This is a genomic window from Myxococcus sp. CA051A, assembly GCF_013336705.1.
GTDB classification, from domain to species: domain Bacteria; phylum Myxococcota; class Myxococcia; order Myxococcales; family Myxococcaceae; genus Myxococcus; species Myxococcus llanfairpwllgwyngyllgogerychwyrndrobwllllantysiliogogogochensis.
This window is the reverse complement of record NZ_JABUMS010000004.1, coordinates 269,308-290,987: the sequence shown is the minus strand read 5'-3', so window position 1 is coordinate 290,987 and position 21,680 is coordinate 269,308. Positions and strand designations below refer to the sequence as shown.

Below are 21,680 nucleotides of genomic sequence, written 5' to 3'. Positions count from 1 at the left end.
CGCGCTTTGGAGGCGTGAAGGAACCATGGGAACGCTGGTCTGCACCATCGAGCTGGACAAGCAGAAGGGCATCACCGTCACGGTGGACAACGCCGACGGGCAGATTCTCCAGACGGTGACGATGGACGGCACCAGCATCACCCTCAAGGTGGCGGGCCAGACGGACACCAGCACCGTGGTGCAGAAGGCGGACAGCATCGTCGTCACCGTCAAGGACTTCAAGGTGGACGCGGAGACCATCACCCTCCTCTCCTCCAAGACGTCCGACTGGAAGAGTCAGGACACGCTGACGGTGGAGAGCACCAAGGACATGACCTTCACCTCGCAGGCGAAGCTCACGCAGAGCGCCATGCAGGACGCAAGCCTCTCCTCCTCGGCGAAGATCAACGTGGAGGCCACCCAGGCGCTGGCGATGAAGGGCATGACGGCGTCGATGCAGGCCACCGGCGGCGAGGCCAAGGTGGACGGCCTCACGCTGAAGCTGTCGGGGACGACGGAGGCCTCCATGAGCGGGCTGAACGTCAAGGTGTCGGGCCAGGCCGCGCTTGACCTGGAAGCGCAGGGCATGGCCAACCTCAAGGCCTCCGGAGTCACCAGCGTGTCCGGCGCGCTGGTGAAGCTGGGTTGAGGGAGCACACCCGATGAGCGGCACCAAGGACAAGCTGCACCAGGACTTCCTCGAGGAGATGGCCTCGCTGGAGCGCTTCCGTCAGCGCTTCCACGAGCGCTACCCCGCCGCCCCCCTGGAGCGCGAGGACCCGGACGTGCGCCGCCTCATCGAGGCGATGGCGTTCTTCTCCGTGCAGACGCGGCAGGCGACGCTGCACAACCTGCGCTCCACGTGGCGGCGCCTGTTCGCGGGCTTCTTCGACTTCCTGCTGGAGCCGCTGCCCACGCGCGCCGTCGTCCAGGCGATGCCCGCGGGGAAGATGGGCGAGCCGGTGCTGCTGCCGCGCGGCACGGAGCTGCGGCTGACGCCCACGGAGGGCGAGCCCGGCATCTTCCGGCTCCAGCGTGACTTGCGCGTGCTGCCCGTCACCCTGGAGTCCACGCAGGTACGCCCCCTGGTGCGCGGCGGCCACCGGCTCATCCTCCACTTCGAGTCGCGCCACGAGCGCGCGGACGCGGTGGAGACGATGAGCCTGCACGTGCGCCACCTGGACGAGTACCTGCCGTCGCTGGCCGTGTTCCACTCGCTGCGCCAGCACCTGCGCGACGTCAGCGTGGTGTACGGCGAGCTGGCGGACGAGCACTCCACGGGCGCGAAGTGCGAGGTGTCGTTCGACCGGGAGCCGCCCGCGCCGGATGACTCGGCGAGCTTCGCGCACCCCCTGCAGCGGCTGCGTTCGTTCTTCCTCTTCCCGGAGACGGAGCTGTTCCTCCACGTCGCGGTGCCGCCCACGCGCGGCGAGTGGCGGCGCTTCAGCCTCTGCTTCGACCTGGCGCAGGAGTGGACCGTGGGCCGCTCCCTGCGGCCGGACTTCCTGGTCCCCTTCGCCGTCCCGGTGGAGAACCTGCGCGCGGAGCCCGCCCAGGTCATCACCACGGACGGCACGCGCTCCGAACACCCCATCCGCAACATGAGCGCGGGGCGCGAGCTGGCGCTGCACTCGGTGACGGGCGTGTACGAGATGACGAAGGCGGGCCTGTCCCCGCTGCGGCCCGCCCACCTGCCCGGCAAGGGCCCCGGCTACGAGGTGGAGGAGGTCCCCACCCAGCACGGGCCTTCCCCCCACCTGGTGCTGCGCATGCCAGAGGCATTCTCCGCGCCCCGGAAGCTGCTGGTGGAGGCGCTGTGGCACCAGCCGCGCTTCGCCTCGGAGGCCCTGGGCCGGCTCACCGTGGGAGTGCCGGGGCGCCATATCGAGGGTCTGGACTGGCGGCTGGTGGGCCAGCTCCAGCCGGACCGCGAGAGCCCCCTGCGCGATGACCTGACGGCCCTCACCCAGTTGCTGGCCTGGAAGGCGCAGCCCACGCTGGGGCTGGAGGAGCTGCGCGCCGTGCTGGAGCACCTGGGCACCCCCGGCGAGGGCCCCTTCCGCCGCGTCCTTCCGCTCCTGCGCGAGCTGAGCGTGCAGCGCGTGCCGGACAGCGCCCGGCGCGGCTCGGGCCTGCGCCACGTGTACGAGGTGGTGCTGGAGCCCTTCGAGGAAGGTTTCGAACCCCTCGTCGTGTGCTTCCTGACGCGGGTACGGGAATTGCTGGACGTGTGGAACAACGAAGCGACGGTGGAGCTGCGAGCGACCATCGCCGGCGCGGGTCCCCTCGTCCTTCCGGGAGCCTCCTGACATGAAGATGTCTCACTGGAAAGCCATCCTCCTGGCCTATCGACGCGTGGAAGAGCTGCTCGAGCGGGAGCTGGGCTCACCGAGCCTGGACTCCGAGCTGCGCGAGCGGCTCTCCCCGGGCGCCATGGAGGCCATGTCGCGCGGCCTGGTCTTCGAGCTGGAGCAGCTGCGCATCCACCTGGGCGAAGGGCTGCGCTCAGACGACGTGGAGCAGGTGCTCCAGCCCTTCGCGTTCCTCGTGGACGAGAAGGTGCTCGGCCGGCTGGCGAATGACGACGCGCAGCACTGGCCGCTCTTGCAGCTCAAGGCCTTCGGCGTGGACTCCGGCGGCGACCTCTTCTTCGACCTGGCCGACGCGGGGCTGCGCAAGCAGGACACGCCGCCCTTGCTCTTCGAGATGCTGCACTTCTGCCTCACCGCGGGCTTCGTGGGCCGGCACGTGGGCCACCCCGCCCGGCTTCGCGACTACCGCGAGCAGCTGGTGGCCCGCATCCCCCAGCCGCACGCCGTCGCGCCGGAGGTCACCACCGAGGACATGGGCCCCCCGCCCACCCTCTACGACTTCCCCTGGCGCTACTACGCCGTGACGATGTCCATCATCGTCGCGGTCCCCGTGCTGCTCTGGCACCTGTCCAACTGAGAGCCACCCCATGAATCCGCCGCCCCCCGCGTCACGAATGGACGCGAGCGCGTCCCGGAAGGCCATGGCCGAGCTGGTGGAGCGGCTGGAGCAGGTCGTCACTTCGTCCCTGGGAAGCCTCGCGGAGGGCACCCGCCCCCTGCTGGACGTGCTTCGTGAGGGGGCCCGTGCCCTGGAACCCGGCCCTGGCGGCGCCCGGCTCTCCCCGAAGGAGCGGGAGGCATGGGGCGTGCAACTGGAGGCGACATTGGAGCGACTGGAGGACGTCCTCGAAGGACTCCAGCTCGCGGCCCGCGCGAAAGCGGGCGGGAAGAGGGATTGAGTCATGGCGGGCGAGAAGACCCCTATCGCCGCGGCCGCGAGCGCTGCGGCGAACGCGAGTCCTGCGACGGTGGAAGCAGCGAAGCCCTATCTGACCTGGGTGTTGATAGGTCTGGCGGTGCTGCTCGCCGTGGCCCTCGTCGTGGGGCTGGTGTGGTGGTGGCGCAAGCGGCGCCGCGCCGCGCCGCAGGTGGAGCCGCGCAGGAAGCTGGACGCGAACGCGCTGGTGCGCATCCGCAAGCAGTTCCTGAGCGCGCTGCCGTGGCGCTACCGCGTGGCGGTGATGGACTTCCCCACGGTGGTGGTGTTCGGCCCGGCGGGCGCCGGCAAGACGACGCTCATCGACCTGGAGGTGGACTGGCGGCGGCAGGAGCGCCAGTTCATGCCCAGCTTCACCTCGGACCCGCTGCTCCAGATCTTCCTCGGGCCCGACAAAATCGTGCAGGAGGTCTCCGCGTCCCTGCTGGAGGATGACACCCAGGAGGCGCGCCGCGCGCTGCGCCGCCTGTGGGAGGCGAGCTTCCGACGGCAGAAGGGCCGGGTCGCCATCGCGCTGGACGCACGCTGGCTGGCTGAGACTCCGCCGGATGAAGTGCGCCGGGTCATCCAGTTGGTGCGCGGGAAGATCAACCTGCTCTCCGAGGTGTGCAAGGGCGCCGTGGAGACGCGGCTGTGCCTGACGCACATGGATGCGATGGTGGGCTTCCCGGACTTCGCCCAGCTCTTGCGCAGCCATGGCATTCCCCTGCACTGGGACGTGCCGCCGCCGGGTGAGGAGGCGAAGCTGGCCGCGGGGCTCCAGCCGATGGAGCAGTACTTCGCGCTCGGGCTCGTGTCGCTGTCGGTGGAGGCCTTCAGCCGGCTGGAGGAGTTCTACGCGCGCGGTGGCGAGTCCTTCGCGGCGCTCTCGCGCTTCGTCACCGGGCTGTGGGAAGGCGGCACGCTGTCGTATCGCCCGGAGCTGTCGCGGGTGTACCTGTCGTCGCCCATGCCGGAGGCGCGCTCCACGGGCGTGTTCGCCATCGCCCCGGAGAAGCGAAACATCGAGCTGCGCGCGCGCTACCGCGGCAAGCACCTGAGCCGCTGCGCGCTGCTGCTCGCGGTGGGCTGTCTGCCGGTGCTCGGGGCCTACGGAAACTTCTACAAGAAGCTGGAGGAAGCCCAGCGGCACATGGAGGACTTCGAGGCGACGGTGCAGCGGCTGGGGCAGCAGCACCTGACGGCGTCGGGCGAAGTCGTGGTGGACAAGGGTCAGGGCGCGATGCAGTCCATGGACACGCTGCTGGCCGCGGCGCGCTACTTCCCGCTCTTGAGCCACAGCTTCCTCGACGAGCAGGAGGTGCTGAGAGATCAGCTCGCCAACACCGTCCGGCTGTCGTACCTCAAGCCGCTGTTGGAGAGCTGCCAGGAGCAGTGCCAGCGCTGCGGCACGCTCATCCCCGGCTGCGCGCCGGCGGAGCTGGTGGGCAACCGCTCGCGCTGGGCGCCGACGCACTCGGACGAGCGCTGCGAGCGCGAGACGCTGTGCCGCCCGGAGCAGATGCTGCACGTCATGGCGGTGACGCGCGCCTCTCGCGGCGACGACATGGGCCGCTTCATCCTGTCCGGACTGGACGTGCAGTACCGCAAGCGCTGGAACTGGGCCGCGGACTCCCTGGGCTTCATCGGGACGCACGCCGCCGCGAAGGAATCCAACTGGATGCAGGCCACCAAGCTGCGCGAGGAGGTGGTGGGCGACTACATCATCTCCAGCGACCAGGCGTGGCGCGCGGGGATGCAGGCGCAGGGGCAGTTGCCGTGGATGCGCTGGCCCTACGAGTGGCTGACGGAGGAAAGCTACCTGGGCCCGTGGCGAGACCACCTCCAGCGGCTCCAGCTGGTGATGGGCGCCAGCGAGCTGGACCTGGAGCAGTGGCGGGTGCTGACCAGTGAGCGCAAGCGACTCCAGATAACCCTGGCCCAGAGCGTCGCGTACACGTCCGCGCGCAAGATGCTCGCGCTGCTGGACGCCTCGGGTGCGCCGGAGAGTCAGGCGACGCTCAAGGGCGTGGAGAGCACGCTCGACTCGATTGACTGGCACCGCGAGCACGAGCCGATGCTGGCCGCGGTGCTGCGCATGGAGGAGGAGATCGACGCGGGCCTGAAGGCGGCCGCGGAGATGTCCACCGCGGAGCTGCTGACGCGCACCGGGGGCCTCTTCGTGCCCACCAACGGGGATGCGCGCCTGGAGGTGCGGGTGCTGCAGCAGTCGTTCGAGTTCCGCCCGAAGGAGCTGTCCCGCGTGCTGCTGGACAAGCTTCTGCGGCAGATGGAGCAGGGCCAGCGGCCGTTCCAAAGGCAGACGGTGCGCCTGCCGGCGGGCGCGGTGGCGTCCGCGTCGGAGATGGGGATGGGCATGTCCATGGAGGACGCGATGGACATGGGCCGGGTGGACACCCTGCCCTCGCGCCATGGTTCGGAGTGGCTGACCTTCGAGACGGACATCCGGCCGCTGGTGGACGAGTTCACCATCCGCATGACGGACTCGAAGCTGTCGCGGGCGGAGGCCGCGCAGCGCCAGGGCTATGTGCTGAAGAAGGTCTCCAACTTCGGACAGCGCTACCGCCAGGACCTCCTGGTGAAGTACCGCGACTACCGCTTCACCGCGTTGACGACGTCGCTGGCCTCGGAGCTGTCGGCGGTGACGCAGCCGACGTCGGAGCTGGTGTCGATGCTGCGCGAGGTCGCCACGGGGGCGGGCATCGGCCCCATGGAGGGCCCGTACTACGAGCCGCTCCGACAGGAGCTGTCCGCGTTCCGGCCCATCGTGCAGCTCATGACGCCGGACAAGGACGGCCAGACGGCGCAGCTCGCCGCCTATCTCTTGCTGGTGTCGCAGTTGCACACGGAGGTGTCGGGCTTCAACGCGGCGCCGGTGCTGGGAGAGCGCGTGGTCGTTCCCGCGTCGCTGCGCGCCGCGGGCGAGGAAGTGCCCGCGTCGACGGAGGAAGGCGGCCGGCAGCTCACGGACCTGCTCTCGCCGCTGGGCCGCGTGGGCCTGTCGATGCTGCTGGACGATGAAGGCTCCTACCTGCGCCGCGTGGATGCGTGGCTGGACAAGCAGGGCATCCTCGGGGAGCTGCGCCGGCCGTTCCGCGAGCCCTTCCTGATGACGCGAGAGCTGGGCCGGGCCGAGCTGGAGCGCGTGCTGGAGGAGCAGTGGGAGTGGCGCTTCCGGACGCTGCTCACGCCCCTCTTGCGGCGCTATCCGTTCGCCGTGGAGGCGAGCCAGGAGCTGGACCCCACGGAGCTGGAGGTGCTCAAGCGCAAGGACGGCGCCTTCTGGCAGTTCGTCAACCAGGTGCTGTCGCCGGTGGTGGAGGAGCGCGGCACGGAGTGGATGCTGCGCCGGGCGCTGCGTCAGCAGCTGTCCGTCCCCCCGCGAATGCTGGCGATGCTCGGGCGGCTTTCGAAGCTGGCGAAGCTGCTCTGGAATGACGAGGGCAAGCCCCAGGCGCTGATGCTCCAGGTGCGTCCGCTGCCGCTGCCGCCGTCGGGCGAGAACGGCTTCGTCACCATGTCCTTCCTGAAGTGCGGCGCGGCGGCGGCCTTCGGCTTCAACCAGACGCCCGCGTGGCAGGACTTCGCGCTGGCGTGGTGGGAGCCGCGGTCGGCGTCGGTGGGTGTCGAGCTGCGGGTGCCGGGGCGCGAGGGCAAGCGGTATCGCTCCACCGAGTTGTCGCGCTCGTCGTGGAACTGCTTCCGCATCCTGGATTCCGCCACGTTCGACGCCGAGCACAACGCCATCTGGCCGCTGCCGGGTCCGGATGGCTCGGAGCACTCGGAGATCCGCTTGCGCTTCGGCATGCGCGGTGGGCCGTGGACGCTGTTCCAGGAGGTGACGCGATGAGCGCGACGAAGGGGCCGTGGCTGGTGATGCTGGCGCTCGCGCTGGGCACGGTGGCCTGCGCGCCGACGCACCTAACCATCAACGTGAAGTCGCCGCCCGGGACGAACCAGGGACGGCCGATGCACATGCTGGTGCGCGCGGTGGACTCGCAGCGATACATGACGGAGTTCTACGCCGACGTGGCCGAGCGCGTGGTCCACCCGGATGACTCGGTGGTGCAGACGCTCGTCGTCTATCCCGGCGAGAAGACGCAGACGAAGGTGAAGATTCCGGAGGAGTCGCCGCTGGCCATCTCCTTCCTCTTCACCACGCCGGACGGGGCCTGGCAGGTGCTGCTGGACACGCCCATTCCGGGGCGCGTGGATATCGAGCTGGAAGAGAGCCGCATCCGCACGGACGCTCCGAAGAAGAAGCGCGCCCCCAAGGGCGAGGGGTCCAAGGTCGAACCCCCGAAAGTGGAACCGCCCAAGGTCGAGCCACCCAAGGTGGAGGGCCCGAAAATCGAGGCCCCCTCCGCCGGGAAGTAGTCCAAAGACGTCCCGTGCCGTCGCGCGGGGCGCAGCCCCACCGAAGCCCCTCACTTCGAGCAGACCCCATGAGCTACGACGACGTTCAGTTCATCGGCTATCACCACCAGCTTGGCTACAACGCGAAGAACCCGGGCGCCCCTGGGCGTATCTGGAACGGGACGCACAAGCTCTTCCCTGGCCCTCCGCACCGTGTCGTGGCCGGCAAGGGGACCCAGGCGTACAAGGGCCACGCGAACGACCGCACCGACCTGACGAACCGGTGCTCCTACGTGAAGAACGCCATCCTGGCGGCGGCCAACAGTCCGCACACGGACATGGACGCCACCACGCTCAAGGTGTTCGTGATGCCGGAGTTCTTCTTCCGGGGCGTCCGCGGCGGCTACCCGTTGGAGCTCATCGCCGACGTGCTCAAGGACTTCCGCAAGTGGTCGTTCAATGCGCGGCCGGACCGGTTCAGGAACTGGCTGTTCGTCCTCGGGACCATCATCGGGTACATGGATGTGATGGACCCCGTGGTGCCCAACAGGAAGACGGGCGTCGAGGTCTTCAACATCGCGCTCATCCAACAAGGGGGCTTCCTGAACCCGGACGGGAAGCACGAGCGGCTCGTCTACAAGGAATACGTCTCCGGCATCGACTACATCAACGAGACGACGACGACCTTCGATGCCGCCTGGGCTCGCATCGGACACGTTGACACGCGCGGAATGAGCCTGCTCGGCTCCGTCAACAAGTACCGCGCCACGGTGCCCACCCTGGGCTCTCACGACGCCTTGTCCCAGGCCCCTACCCGGAGCCAGAACCGCGACGAGTGGTCCACCAACTCCTTGCAGGGTGGCTGCATCTTCCGGCTCGGCGATGCCCACGAGGACATCAACGAGGTCTGCATCGGAGTGGAGGTCTGCCTGGACCACTTGCAGCGGCGCATGAAGAACAGCCCGGAGGGAATCGACACCATCGAGCCGATGATTCAAGTCATCCCCTCCGCCGGGATGGACATCAAGGACCCCGCCGTCCGTGTCGTGAACACGGGGTATGTCTTCAACGTCGACGGCCTGCGCACCCAGGCGAGCGCGCCGCCCGCCATTGAACTGAAGCAGTGGAACGGAGCGGCGACGGTCGCCCTGGAGACCCCGGGCACGTTCAACATCATCCCAGTCCCCAACCCCGTGCGCGTCGGCGGCGCGTTGGTCGCCACCGACTACTTCGCCTCCGCGGGCGAGGTGAAGATCTACGACACCCGGGTGATGCCCCCGCGCGTGCCCGTCGGTAACTTCCTGGCCAACCTGTTCGGGGAGTTGTAACGCCCAGGGTCCTGGAACATCCGACCAGGCTCCGTCGAGAAGACTCTTGCGAACGACTACGAGCCTGGATTCGTGCGAGTTGTCGCATGTCCGCGACAACCCCTTGTCTCGGAATCACCCGACGGATTGACAGCGACTCACGCCCGGAGCGGGCCTCCGGGCCCTGGTGTCACGGGAGGTGGCGGCAGCGCCATCCGCGCCTCCAGTGAGTCGAGCGACGCACCGACGGTGCCCGCCACGCCATCCACCTGGGACTTCAAACCCGTGCGCGCCGTGGTGACCTGCTCCTCGGCGGAAGCGCCCGCGGCCTCCATCTGAGCCTGGGCGGCCTGGGCCCCGGCGTCGACCTGTTGCTCCAGCGCGGGGAGTCGCGCCTTCACCTGGGTCTTCACCGCCTCCACCTGAGCGGCCATCTGGTCCTGGATGGCCGTGACTTGCGCGACAGCCTGGTCCCTCGCGGTCCCCACCTGCGTGACGGCGGCGGACACCGCGGCGTCCATCTGCGCGCTCGCGGGCTGCACCTGCGAGAGAACGGCCTGCTTCAGCGAGTCGACCTGCTGCACGAGCTGCTGCTGGAGCGTGTCCACCTGTTGGAGAGCCTGGGTCCGCACCGTGTCCACCTGGGTGAGCACCTGCTCCTGGAGCGACTGCATCTGCGTCGCCATCTGCGAGGAGAACGTGCCGAGCTGCGTGGTGATTTGCGTCACCACCTGCTGGATGGACTGCACCGCCGGAGTCACGAGCGGCTTGGGGAGGTTCGCCGCCGGAATCGCATCCAACAGCGTACTCACGCGCGTGAGCAGCGCCTCCAGCGAGCCGACGAGCGTCTGATACAGCGCCTGGAGTTGCTCCAGCACCGCGGGCAGCGGAGTGAAGAGCGACAGCACCTGCTCCTTCACCGTGGCCAATTGCGTGAGGACGGACTCCAGCGTCGCGAGCGCGGTGTTGACCGCCTGTTGCAGCGGCTCGCGGATGGCGGCGACGGCGGCGACCGCGCCTTTCACCAGGGCATCCAGCGCCTCGCTCGCCTGGGTGATGATGCCTTCCACCTGGGCCTGCGCGGGCACGACGGCCTTCTCCACCGTCTCCACCTGCGAGAGCAGGGACTCGACCTGCCCGGACATCGTCGACTCGAGCGTGCCCAGCGACGTCGCCGCGCCCTCGCGGCTCGAACGCAGTGGCGAGCCCACGCTCCCCTCCAGCGCGGCCAACGACGACGCCATCGATACGGAAGCGCCATCCACCTGGGTGCGCAGGGGGGACAACTCCGCGCGCAGCCTGGCCGCGTCCGCGTCGTCCTTTCGCGACGCCAGCTTCGCGTCGAGCGCGTCGATGCGCCCCAGGAGCGCCGCGAGCACGGGCTCCAGCTCGGGGCGAATCGACGTGATGAGGGCATCGATGCCACTTCCCACGGACTCGACGGCCGTGCGCGAGGAGCCCACGCGCGCCGTGCAGCCCGCCCCGCACGACTCCAGGTCGCCTCGAAGCTCCGTCAGCGTCCCCAGCAATGCCTTCACGGTTCGACCTCCCTTCGGCTCCGGGCCCACGCATGAAGGCCCCACGTCACTCGCGCCCATGGGCCGTGCCCGGGCGACAGGCCCTCGCGCGTCACTTGAGTCGCTCCAGCGCCACGCGTGCCTCGGCCGCGGCGCCATCCAGCGGAGCGGTGCTCCCGTTGAGTCCCGACAGGGCACCGTTGAGCGCGGCCCGCGTCTCGGCCACCTTCGCGTTCACCGCCGCCTGAGCGCCCTCCAGCTTCGCCTGCGTCTCCGCCGTGGCGCCGTCCAGCTTCGCTTGAGAGGCACCGGCCGCCGTCTTGTACGCGGCGGTCGTCTCGCCCATGGCCCCGCTCACGCCCGCCGTGAGGTCCGCGCGCGCCGTCTCGACTTGCGGCGAGACATCGTAGGTGGACTCGGCTGCGGCGGCGCCGGGCTCCTCCTTCGTGCGGAACATCATCACGCCCTCGGCCATGCGCACCGTCTCGGTGTCCGGACCGGAGACCCGGCGCAGGTGCCACACGGGCTTCATGTCCTGGTAGTCGTGGACGATGGACGTCTGACTGGTGTCGTTCTTCCCCAGCAGGATTCCGTCCCCCTGCCCTGCCTGGGGAAGCCGCGCGGCGTCAGCCCAGTCGAGGTGACGATGCAATTCCGCCCGGTCGAAGTGCAGCGCGACCAGCACGCGCGCGTTCTTATACGGCGGGAAGTAGAAGTGTCCGGGGAAGAAGCCCGGCTCGGCCGGCACGCTCACCGCCTTGTTCCACAGCGGTACCGTCACCCGCCACGTGAGCACCGAGGTCTTCTTGTCCTCCGACAGCAGATAGATGCGGTCCTTCTCCCCGCCTCCAGGGCTGAGCACCTTGCCCTCGACGTGGATGGGATAGCGCGGCGTCCGATGCACCGGCAGCGTCACCATGGTGTCCGTCGTGCGCTCCACCAGGAGCGACATCTCCACCGTGAACCCCGCGTCCTGCATCTGAAGCCCCGCGTGAGGCCCTTCGTTGAGCGTCCGAGCCTCCAGCTTCAGCTCCACGGAACGCAGGTCCTCCCCCATCCCCACCGCCGCGCTGCCCCACAGCACGCCCTCCAGCCGAATCCCCGCGCCGGGATTCACCGCGACGGTGGGGTAGTGGCGGAACGTGAGTCGCATCCGTCGTTGGGGGACGCGCAGGCGGGAGACCTCCAGCGTCTGCCGCTGCTCCACCTGGGAGACGATGGGCGTGCGCACCAGATGGTCCTGATGGAGCCCCACGACTCCCACGGTCGCCGGGACATCCAGCGTGGAGGGCTTGAGCGCCGAGACATTGAGGACCCGAGCTGCGTGCCGGGGCACGGCCGGCATCACCACCTCCACCCGCTCCACCTTCTCGCGTGAGAGGGGCGCGGCCGTGCCCACGGGCGCCTTGCGGCCCAGGAGCGCATAGCGGTCCTTCACGCTGTCATAGGTCCACACGCCGCCCCGGCTCGCCGCAAGCCACGCGACGAAGTCATGGAAGCCCACGCCCGGCGCGTCCTCTCCCAGCGCGAGACAGATGAGGGGCCGCTTCTCGTCGAGCACGTCCCAGTCACAGTCCAGCGCGAAGGCCCCCGCCGTGTGCTCCGTCAGCAGGGCCGCCAGGGTGGTGTCCGTGCGCAGCTCGGTGGGACGGTGCTGGCGCCAGAGCACCCGGGCGGCGTCCTCGAACTCCACCGTGTAGCGCCGGAAGCGCACCGGCGCGCCCTCCACCGGGCCGTGCGTCCGAGCTTCCATCCCCCGGGCACGCGCCAGCCCATGGAGGGTGAGCGGCTCCGGCGGCGTCTTCGGAACAGGGTAGCCCCCCTTGATGATGGAGAGCTTCACGTCCAGGAGGTCCTGGGTGGAGAACGCGGTGAAGAGCGCCGCGTCATCCTTCTCCAGTCCGGTCCAGAAGCGCACCGAGGCGGTGAAGCCGTGCGGCAGGAGCTGGACGGAGAAGGCCTCCACCTGTCCGCCGGGAATGACGAAGGTCTGCCCGCCCTGGGTCAGCGTGAGGGACAGCGCGAGTCGTTCCTGGAAGGCCATGCGTCCGCGAGCACTTGCCCGTTCCGTGCCAGCCCGAAGCCGGGCCCCTGGCCCCGAAACCCGCCGCCCTGCGCCTCGCTTGCGGTCCGCGAGGACGCAACCGCGTTCCACCGGCACGCATGACGAGGCCTCGCCTGGGGTGCTTGCGACGCAGCGGCCTTGGTACGTGCCTTGCTCTCGGCCTCAACCCGGCATGTGTCCGCGGGCTGTCTCCCGCATGAACCCCTTGTCTGTCACGTGCCATGGGATGCGGATGAGCGGTTGGCGCGCCAGGTGGCAGCGAAGATGGACTCTGGCGGCCTTGCTGCTGGCGCAGGTGGCTCGCGCCCAGGAGCCAGCGTCCCTTCCAGCATTCGCCCTGGAGCGCCTGGAGGTGAATCCAGGCCCTGGCCCCCTGGCGACGGGCGGCGGCACCGTGCTGCGCGACGGCGAGCTGCGGGTGATGGTGCTCGGTCACTATCAACACGAGCCGCTGACCTTGAACGCCAAGGGGGAGAACATGCCCCTGTTGCGCAGTCGCTCGACGGCGGTGTTCGTCATGGGCTGGGGCCTGAGCTCCCGGCTCCAGTTGGACGTCCGGCTGCCCGTGCTGACCCAGCGAGAGGGAGATGACCTGACGTCGCAAGGGGTCATCGCCCCCACGCGCCATGGCGTCGGCGCGCCGCGCGTGGGGGCCCGCGTGGGGCTCTTGCGCACGGAGGAGGACGACTCCGTGGACCTGGCCGCGGAGGTGGGGGTCTTCCTCCCCATGGGAACGCAGGGAGCGCTGGCGCGCGAAGCGGAGACGAGCCTCCTCGCGAAGGTGATGGTGGGAGGAAGGCTGGGCACCCGCTTCGCTCCGTCCTTCGAGCTGGGCATGCTGGTGCGCCCCACCGCGGTCATCCAGGTCCCCACGCTGGAGTCACGTGAGCTGGGAAGTGAGCTCCGGATTGGCGCGGGGTTGATGACGGTGGGCTCGCCGTTGCGGGCGGAGCTGGCGCTCAACGCGGGCCTCTCCTGGAAGCAGGCACGCGGCGCGGTGGAGCTGTTGGGAGGCGGGCGCTATGCACCTCGGGACGGCGTGGAGCTGTTCGCGCTCGGCGGCCTGGGCTTCGGCGCGGAGCCGGGCATCCCTCTCTTCCGGCTGCTCGCGGGCGTCTCCTTCTCGTACATGCTGGGGGAGGACTCGCGACCGGACTCGGACACGAGCATCGTCCACGAGTCCGTGCCCCTGCCCATCCCGACGAGGCGCGCGAGCGAGTTCCAGAGCAGCCAGGGTTCAATGATTCCGAATCCCGGGGAGATGTCGCCCATCGCGAACGTGTCGAGGGACCGCTTCGTGCTCGAGGGCAAGGTGTACTTCCGCAGTGGCAGCACGGAGCTGCCCGCCGAGTCCGCGGACCTGGACCGCGCCGTGGAGATGCTGCTCACGAATCCCGCGGTGAAGATGATGACGGTCGACGGGCATACGGATGACTCGACCGCGGAGACGTTCAATCCACGCCTGGGCCGAAGCCGCGCCGAGGCCGTGTGGCGCTACCTCGTGGAACACGGGGTGTCCCCCAACAAGCTGCGGCTCCGGAGCTACGGCCCGGAGCATCCCGCTCAAAGCAACAGCACCCCCGAGGGCCGGGAGCGAAACCGCCGGGTTGAGCTCCTCCTCATGCTGCCGACCACTCAGGAAGCCTCGCCATGAAATCATCGGGATGGATGCACCTTTTGACCTGCGCCCTGGCGCTGGTCGCGCTTCCCGCGTTCGCGGAGGCGGATGTCTTCGGGCTCGGCGCGGGGCGTGATGAGACGCTGACCGTCCAGGCGCATGAGAGCCGGGTCATCAACAGCTATGCCGCGGTGACGTCGCCCTTGAGCAAGGGGGACCACGAGCTTCAGGTCGACGCCCCCGAGGGCTTCGTCGCCGGTGACCTGGTGATGGTGTTGCAGACGCTGGGCGTCGGCCCCGTGCGGTCCTCGTCCGTGGCCACGTTCACCTTTGGCCCCCGGGAGCAGAGCCCGGGGGGAGTCTGGGAGCTGGCGCGAGTGGCGCGGGTGCGGGGAGCCGTGCTGACGCTGACCCGTCCCGTGCTGAATGACTTCGTGCCCCTGTCCACGCAGGTCATCCGCGTGCCTGAGTACACGAGCGTCACCATCCATCCGACCGGGGAGCTGAAGGCCCGGAGCTGGAATGGCACCTCTGGTGGCGTGGTGGCCTTCCTGGCCTCCGGCACGCTGCACAACGGCGGCATAATCACCGCGAGCGGCGCGCTGTTGCGTCAGCAGCCCCTGGGTGATGGCGGCGTCGTCTTCTTCCGGGCGCGCAAGCTCACGGGCGCGGGCCGCATCGAAGCCAATGGCCAGGCGTTGCCGTGGGACCTGGGCACCGAGGGCGGTGGCGAGGGAGGAAGCATCTCCGCGCGGCTGGTGGAGAGCGCCGAGTGCGAAGCGCTGATGGCCCAGGGTGGGCCCGGGGTTCCCGCGGAGTCCTTCGGCGCCCAGGAGGGATTTGGCCCTGGAGCGGGCGGCAAAGTGCTGCTCCAGGCAGGCAGCCTGACAGGCTGTCCCGTCCGCGTGACGGGCGGAGAGAGCGTCTCCGGCGATGTGGGGACGAGCGTGGGTGAACCGGGTGATGTCACGCTGGTGGAGCACGCGCTCATCATTCCGAGGACGCCGGTCATCACCACCCCCGGCGACGGCCAGGCGCTGACCGCTCCGACGCCGGTCGTCACGGGCACGGGAGATCCCGGCGCCACCGTCTTCCTGCGCATGGGCAACATCGAGCGCCCCGCCACGCCGGAGTGGGAGTTTCCCGCCACGCCGGTGGGCGACGCTGGAGACTTCTCGGTCCGTGTGCCAACGGACCTCGATGACGGCGTCTACTCGCTCACCGCGCACGCCGAGTTCGAAGGGCTGAGCAGCCTGTCGAGCGACCCCGTCTATTTCACCGTGGAAGCCTTCGCGCCCCCGCTCGCGCCCGTGATTCTGACGCCGACCGAAGGGGAATTGGTGGGCACCGGCGGCACCGACTTCTCGGGCACCGCCGAACCCGATAGCCGGGTGGACCTCCTGCTGGATGGCGTCCCCTACGCCACCATCGATGCGAGCCCCGCCGGCGAGTGGTCCTTCCTGCCGAGCACCCCGCTCACCGAGGGGGCGCGCACGCTGACCGCGACCGCTACCGACGCCGACGACAACACGAGCCCCGTCGCCGAGCGCCACTTCACCGTGGACACGACGCCGCCCCTCGCACCGGTGATTGAGACGCCGATCGACGCCGCACGGGTGGGCAGCGCCGGGACAGGCTTCTCTGGCACCGCGGAGAACTCGAGCACGGTGACGGTCCTCGTGGACGGCCTCCTCATCGGCACCGCGACGGCGCACACCACCACTGGCGCATGGTCGCTGCCCAACAACACCTCGCTCGCCGAAGGCTCCCGCACGATGACCGTCACGGCCAAAGACGCCACTGGCAATACGAGCCCCGCAGCGCAGCGCACCTTCTCCGTGGACAAGACGCCCCCCGTCGCACCGGTGATTCAGACGCCGATCAACGCCGCACGGGTGGGCAGCGCCGGAACAGACTTCTCGGGCACCGCCGAGAACTCGAGCACCGTGACAGTCCTCGTGGACGGCCTCCTCATCGGCACCGCGACGGCGCACACCACCACTGGCGCATGGTCGCTGCCCAACAACACCTCGCTCGCCGAGGGCTCCCGCACGATGACCGTCACGGCCAAAGACGCCGCTGGCAATACGAGCCCCACCGCGCAGCGCACCTTCACCGTGGACAAGACGCCGCCCGCCGTCCCCGTGATTCAGACGCCCGCTTCGGGCGCCGTGGTGGGCGCCACTGGAACGAACTTCTCGGGCACCGCCGAGAACTCGAGCACCGTCACGGTCCATCTGGATGGCAATTTCGTCGGCACCGCCACGGCGCACGCCACCACCGGTGCCTGGACGGTGCCCGCGAGCAGCTCCCAGGGAGCAGGGCCGCACACCGTGACGGCCACCGCCACCGACGCCGCCGGCAACATCAGCTCCACCGCGGAGAACGCCTTCACCGTGGACGCGGCGGCGCCTGACGCCCCCGTGATTCAGACACCCGCTTCGGGCGCCGCCGTGGGCACCGCTGGCACGGGCTTCTCCGGCACCGCCGAGAACTCGAGCACCGTGACGGTCCTCGTGGACGGCCTTCTCATCGGCACCGCGACGGCGCACACCACCACTGGCGCATGGTCGCTGCCCAACAACACCTCACTCGCCGAGGGCTCCCGCACGATGACCGTCACGGCCGAAGACGCCGCTGGCAACACGAGCCCCGCCGCGCAGCGCACCTTCACCGTGGACAAGACGCCCCCCGCCGTCCCCGTGATTCAGACGCCCGCCGCGAGCACCGTGGTGGGTGCCACTGGAACGGACTTCTCCGGCACCGCCGAGGCAAACAGCATCGTGACGGTCCTCGTGGACGGCCTCCTCATCGGCACCGCCACGGCGCACGCCACCACCGGTGTCTGGTCCCTGCCGACCAACACCTCGCTCGCCGAGGGCTCCCGCACGATGACTGTCACGGCCGAAGACGCCGCTGGCAATACGAGCCCCGCAGCGCAGCGCACTTTCACCGTGGACAAGACGCCCCCCGCCGTCCCCGTGATTCAGACGCCCGCTTCGGGCGCCGTGGTGGGCGCCGCTGGAACGGACTTCTCCGGCACCGCCGAGGCAAACAGCATCGTGACGGTCCACGTGGACGGAGCCTTCGTCGGCACCACCACGGCGCACGCCACCACGGGTGCCTGGACGGTCCCCGCGAGCAGCTCCCTGGATGAAGGGCCGCACACCGTGACGGCCACCGCCACCGACGGCGTCGGCAACATCAGCCCCACCGCGGAGAACGCCTTCGCCGTGGACGCGGCGGGGCCCGTTGTCCCCCTGATTCAGACACCCGTCGCGGGCACCGTGGTGGGCAGCGCCGGCACGACCTTCTCCGGAACCGCCGAGAACTCGAGCACCGTGACAGTCCTCGTGGACGGCCTTCTCATTGGCACCACCACGGCGCACGCAACCACCGGCGCCTGGTCCCTGCCCAACAACACCTCGCTCGCCGAAGGCTCGCACACGATGACCGTCACGGCCAAAGACGCCGCTGGCAACACGAGCCCCACCGCGCAGCGCACCTTCGCCGTGGACAAGACGCCGCCCGCCGTCCCCGTGATTCAGACGCCCGCCTCGGGCGCCGTGGTGGGCACCGCTGGAACGGGCTTCTCCGGCACCGCCGAGGCCAACAGCATCGTGACGGTCCGCGTGGGTACCACCGTCGTCGGCACCCCGCAGGCCACTGGCACGGGCGCCTGGTCGGTGCCCACGCAGACGGGCTTCACGCACGGCTCCTACACCGTGACGGTCACCGCCACCGATGCTGGCAACAACGTGGGCCCCGCCGCGACCCGCACCTTCACCGTGGACACCGCGGCGCCCTCCGCGCCTGTCATCCTGACGCCGAATCCCGACACAGTGGTGGGCCCCGCGGGCACGGGCTTCTCAGGCACCGCCGAGGCGAACAGCACCGTGAGCGTCAGCGTCGACGGAGTGCCCATCGGCAACGCCCAGGCGAGCGGCCCCGGCGGGGCATGGTCCCTTCCTGTCAGCACGGGCTTCGCCAACGGCACCCGCACGGTGTCCGCCACCGCCACGGACGCGGCGAACAACACCAGTCTCCCCACGGCCATCAGCTTCGTCGTGGACGTGACGCCGCCCGCCGCGCCCGTGATTCAGACCCCCAACCCCCTCACCGTGGTGGGCACGGCGGGAACGGGCTTCTCCGGCACCGCGGAGAACGTGAGCACCGTCACGGTCCGCGTGGATGGCGCGCCCGTCGGCACCACCCAGGCCGGCCCCAGTGGGAACTGGCTGCTCGCGCCCCAGGCTGGCTTCACCCATGGAACGCACACCGTGACGGCCATCGCCACCGACGCGCTCGGCAACACGAGCAGCACCGCGGAGAGCACCTTCACCGTGGACATCGCCGCTCCCGCCGCGCCCGTGATTCAGACGCCGGCGGAGGGCGCGGTCATCGGCCCGGCCGGCACTTCGTTCTCCGGCACCGCGGAGAACCTGAGCATGGTGAATGTCTACGTGGATGGCCAGTCCGTCGGCGGAATCCAGGCCTCCGGCACCGGCACCTGGTCCCTGCCCGTCCGGACGGGATTCACGAACGGCGCCCACACCGTGACGGCCACCGCCACCGATGCCGCGAACAACATCAGCGCCACCGCCAGCCATGGCATCGTTGTCGACATCATCGCCCCCTCCGCGCCTGTCATCCAGGTTCCCACCGAAGGCGCGGTGGTGGGCCCCGTTGGCACGGGGATCTCCGGCACCGCCGAGGCGAACAGCACGGTCAAGGTCAGCGTCGATGGCGCCGCGCATGGCACCGTCCAGGCCAACGGCCTGGGGGCCTGGTCCCTGCCCGTCAGCACGACCTTCACGCACGGCCCTCACACGGTAACGGCCACCACCACCGACGTGCAGGGCAACACGAGCGTCGTCGCGGAGCGCCACTTCTCCGTGGACATCGAGGCGCCCACCGCGCCGGTGATCCAGACGCCGAACTCCACCACGGTGGTGGGCCCCGCGGGAACGGGCTTCTCCGGTACCGCCGAGGCGGACAGCACGGTGAAGGTCAGCGTGGATGGCGCGCCCGTCGGCACCGCCCAGGCCAATACCTCCGGCGCCTGGTCCCTGCCCACGCAGGGCGGCTTCACGGACGGGGCACATACGGTGACCGCCACCGCCACCGACGCGTCGAACAACACGAGCGCCACCGCGACGTCCACCTTCACCGTGGACCTCACCGCCCCCGCGGCTCCCGTGATTCAGACCCCCAATCCCGACACCGTGGTGGGCGCCGCGGGCACGGCCTTCTCGGGCACGGCCGAGCGACTGAGCACCGTCCGGGTCAGCGTCGACGGCGGCCTCATCGCGTCCCCGCAGACCACCGCCGAGGGCACCTGGTCGATAGCGATTCGCACGGGCTTCGGCGCGGGCTCGCATACGGTGACGGCCATCGCCACCGACGCCTTGAACAACACGAGCACCACCGCGACGTCCACCTTCACCGTGGACCTGACGCCCCCCGCCGCGCCCGTCATCCTGACGCCGACCGTGGACATCGTGGTGGGCGAGGACGGAACGGGCTTCTCCGGCACCGCCGAGCCCCGCAGCAGCGTGAGAGTCCTCGTGGATGGGGACCTCGTCGGCACCGCCGTGGTGAATGGCGGCGGGAACTGGTCACTGCCCACCCTGGTGGAATATCCGCATGGCACCCACCTGGTGACAGCCACCGCCACGGATCCCGCGAACAACACCAGTGCGCCCGCGGAGGTCCGCTTCACCGTGGACGTGACGGACCCCAGCGCCCCCACCATCCTGAAACCCACGACGGGCACCCTGGTCAACGCGAACGGAACGGCCTTCGAGGGCACCGCCGAGCCACTGAGTACCGTGAAGCTCCTCATCAACGAGGCCGTGTTCGTCACGGCGGTGACGAACATCAACGGACAGTGGGCCGTGCCTGTGAGCACCACGCTGGGTGATGGCCCCCACACCGTGACGGCCACCGCCACCGACGTCGCGAAGAACGAGAGCGCCCCCTCCGTGGCCATCCAGATCACCGTGGATGCCTCCCGCCCGGCGATTCCCATCCTCACCAGCCCGGCCGCCGATGCCGTGGTGGGCAAGGCGCGCCCCGACTTCATCGGAACCACCGAGGCGGGCGCCAAGGTGAGCATCTTCATCGACGGCGCATTGGCGGGCGCCGTGACGGCGTCGAGCACCGGTGCCTGGACGTTCGCCCCCGTGGCGGGGCTGAGCCAGGCGAGACACGACGTTCAGGTCCAAGCCACCGACCTCGCCGGGAACACGGGAGACCCGTCCTCCTCGAGGTCCTTCCGCGTGGATACGACGCCTCCCACCACGGTGGTCTCCGTGCCCGCCCAGAACGCGACACTCACCACTCCCACCCCTCGAATCGAAGGGACGGCGGAGGCGGACAGCACCATCTTCATCACCCTGGATGGCACCACCCTCCCGGGTGTCACCGTGGATGGCGCGGGGAACTGGTTCTATGTGCCTCCCCAGGGCCTCGCCAACGGGCGGCACGACATGCTGGTGCAGGCGATGGACCTCGCCGGCAACGAGGGGCCTCGCATCACACGCGCCTTCACGCTCGACCTGGAGCCCCCGGGCAAGCCCGAGCTGCGGACCCCCACGAATGCCGCGCTCGTGAACTCGCCGACGCCGCTCATCGTCGGCACGGCCCCGCAGCAATGCGTCCTCACGGTGCGCCTGGATGGCCTGCCCCAGGACCAGCATCCGGTCATCGCCAGCACGGGCGAGTGGAAGTTCACGCCCTCGGCGGCCCTGTCGGATGGGCTCCATCTGGTCAATGCGTACTGCACGGACGCCTTCAAGCGGACCGGCCCCGATTCCACGACCCACGCCTTCACCGTGGACACCTCAAAGCCCGCCCCCCCCGTCGTCCTGACCCCGGCGGTCGACGCCATCGTCAGGCCGGACAACTACACCATCACCGGCACTTCGGAGCCGGGGACGACGCTCACCGCCACCCTCAACGGACTGACGGTGGGGACGACACTGGCCAACGAGCGCGGCGAGTGGACGGTGGCGGTGACGCTGGCCATCGTCACCGGACTGCAGGACCTGCGGGTCTTCGCCACGGATATGGCGGGCAACATTGGCGACAAGTCCACGCCTCGCACCTTCACGGTGGACAGCCTGCCGCCGACGACCACGCTGAGCGGGGGCCCCACGGGCACCAGCACGCTCTCGGAGGTCACCTTCACCCTGAACACCTCCGAGCCCGTCTCCGGCTTCAAGTGCACGCTGGACGGCGTGGAGCTGTCGCCCTGTGAGAATCCCCTCACCGTCCGCTCGCTGTCGGAGGGCATCCACTCGCTGGATGTATTGGCGACGGACATCGCGGGGAACGTGCAGATAACTCCCGCCCATCACCAGTGGAACGTCATCCGTCCCAGCCTGGTGGAGGGAGGCGGCGTGGGCTGCTCCAGCACCGCGGGCGCCCTCCCGCTCGGCCTCGTCTGGCTGGCTTGGGTGGGCCTGCTCGGGCTGCGCCGGCGGCGGTGAGCGGGTCGGCGTCCGGAGGTTCTCGCGCCTCCTCCG

The 21,680-nt window shown here is 69.8% G+C and carries 11 protein-coding genes; 9 read left to right on the top strand and 2 right to left on the bottom strand.

Annotation, left to right across the window (positions count from 1 at the left end):
- Window positions 1-25: 25 nt before the first annotated feature.
- The 7 genes from HUA74_RS14740 (at window position 26) to HUA74_RS14710 (ending at window position 8,972) form a co-directional block, all read left to right on the top strand.
- Window positions 26-628, top strand: a complete 603-nt coding sequence (locus HUA74_RS14740; RefSeq protein WP_141642934.1) for a hypothetical protein — start codon at window positions 26-28, stop codon at window positions 626-628.
- A 13-nt stretch (window positions 629-641) separates the two neighbouring features.
- Window positions 642-2,288, top strand: a complete 1,647-nt coding sequence (locus HUA74_RS14735) for a type VI secretion system baseplate subunit TssF (RefSeq protein WP_141642933.1) — start codon at window positions 642-644, stop codon at window positions 2,286-2,288.
- Between the two features lies 1 nt (window position 2,289).
- Window positions 2,290-2,928 carry a DotU family type IV/VI secretion system protein gene (locus HUA74_RS14730; RefSeq protein WP_141642932.1) on the top strand — a complete coding sequence of 213 codons (639 nt, stop codon included), beginning with the start codon at window positions 2,290-2,292 and terminating at the stop codon, window positions 2,926-2,928.
- Between the two features lie 10 nt (window positions 2,929-2,938).
- On the top strand, window positions 2,939-3,250 hold the full coding sequence (locus HUA74_RS14725; RefSeq protein ID WP_246137192.1) for a hypothetical protein: 312 nt from the start codon (window positions 2,939-2,941) through the stop codon (window positions 3,248-3,250).
- A gap of 3 nt (window positions 3,251-3,253) precedes the next feature.
- Complete coding sequence (locus tag HUA74_RS14720) at window positions 3,254-7,138, top strand: type VI secretion IcmF C-terminal domain-containing protein (RefSeq protein ID WP_174455029.1); 3,885 nt, start codon at window positions 3,254-3,256, stop codon at window positions 7,136-7,138.
- Complete coding sequence (locus HUA74_RS14715) at window positions 7,135-7,665, top strand: hypothetical protein (RefSeq protein WP_141642930.1); 531 nt, start codon at window positions 7,135-7,137, stop codon at window positions 7,663-7,665. Before HUA74_RS14720 ends, HUA74_RS14715 begins: the two co-directional genes overlap by 4 nt.
- Window positions 7,666-7,733: 68 nt before the next feature.
- Window positions 7,734-8,972, top strand: a complete 1,239-nt coding sequence (locus tag HUA74_RS14710) for a hypothetical protein (RefSeq protein ID WP_174455028.1) — start codon at window positions 7,734-7,736, stop codon at window positions 8,970-8,972.
- A 137-nt stretch (window positions 8,973-9,109) separates the two neighbouring features.
- On the opposite strand, the gene HUA74_RS14705 is transcribed toward HUA74_RS14710, so the two are convergent.
- Window positions 9,110-10,489 carry a hypothetical protein gene (locus HUA74_RS14705; protein ID WP_174455027.1) on the bottom strand — a complete coding sequence of 460 codons (1,380 nt, stop codon included), beginning with the start codon at window positions 10,487-10,489 and terminating at the stop codon, window positions 9,110-9,112.
- 91 nt (window positions 10,490-10,580) lie between these two features.
- Complete coding sequence (locus tag HUA74_RS14700) at window positions 10,581-12,512, bottom strand: hypothetical protein (protein WP_174455026.1); 1,932 nt, start codon at window positions 12,510-12,512, stop codon at window positions 10,581-10,583.
- A gap of 301 nt (window positions 12,513-12,813) precedes the next feature.
- On the opposite strand from HUA74_RS14700, the gene HUA74_RS14695 reads away from it, so the two are divergent.
- Together HUA74_RS14695 and HUA74_RS14690 are read left to right on the top strand one after the other, a co-directional pair.
- Window positions 12,814-14,187 carry an OmpA family protein gene (locus tag HUA74_RS14695; RefSeq protein WP_174455025.1) on the top strand — a complete coding sequence of 458 codons (1,374 nt, stop codon included), beginning with the start codon at window positions 12,814-12,816 and terminating at the stop codon, window positions 14,185-14,187.
- Window positions 14,184-21,644, top strand: coding sequence for an Ig-like domain-containing protein (locus HUA74_RS14690; RefSeq protein ID WP_174455024.1), 7,461 nt, complete (start codon window positions 14,184-14,186; stop codon window positions 21,642-21,644). The genes HUA74_RS14695 and HUA74_RS14690 overlap by 4 nt, the downstream gene beginning before the upstream one ends.
- Window positions 21,645-21,680: the final 36 nt, after the last annotated feature.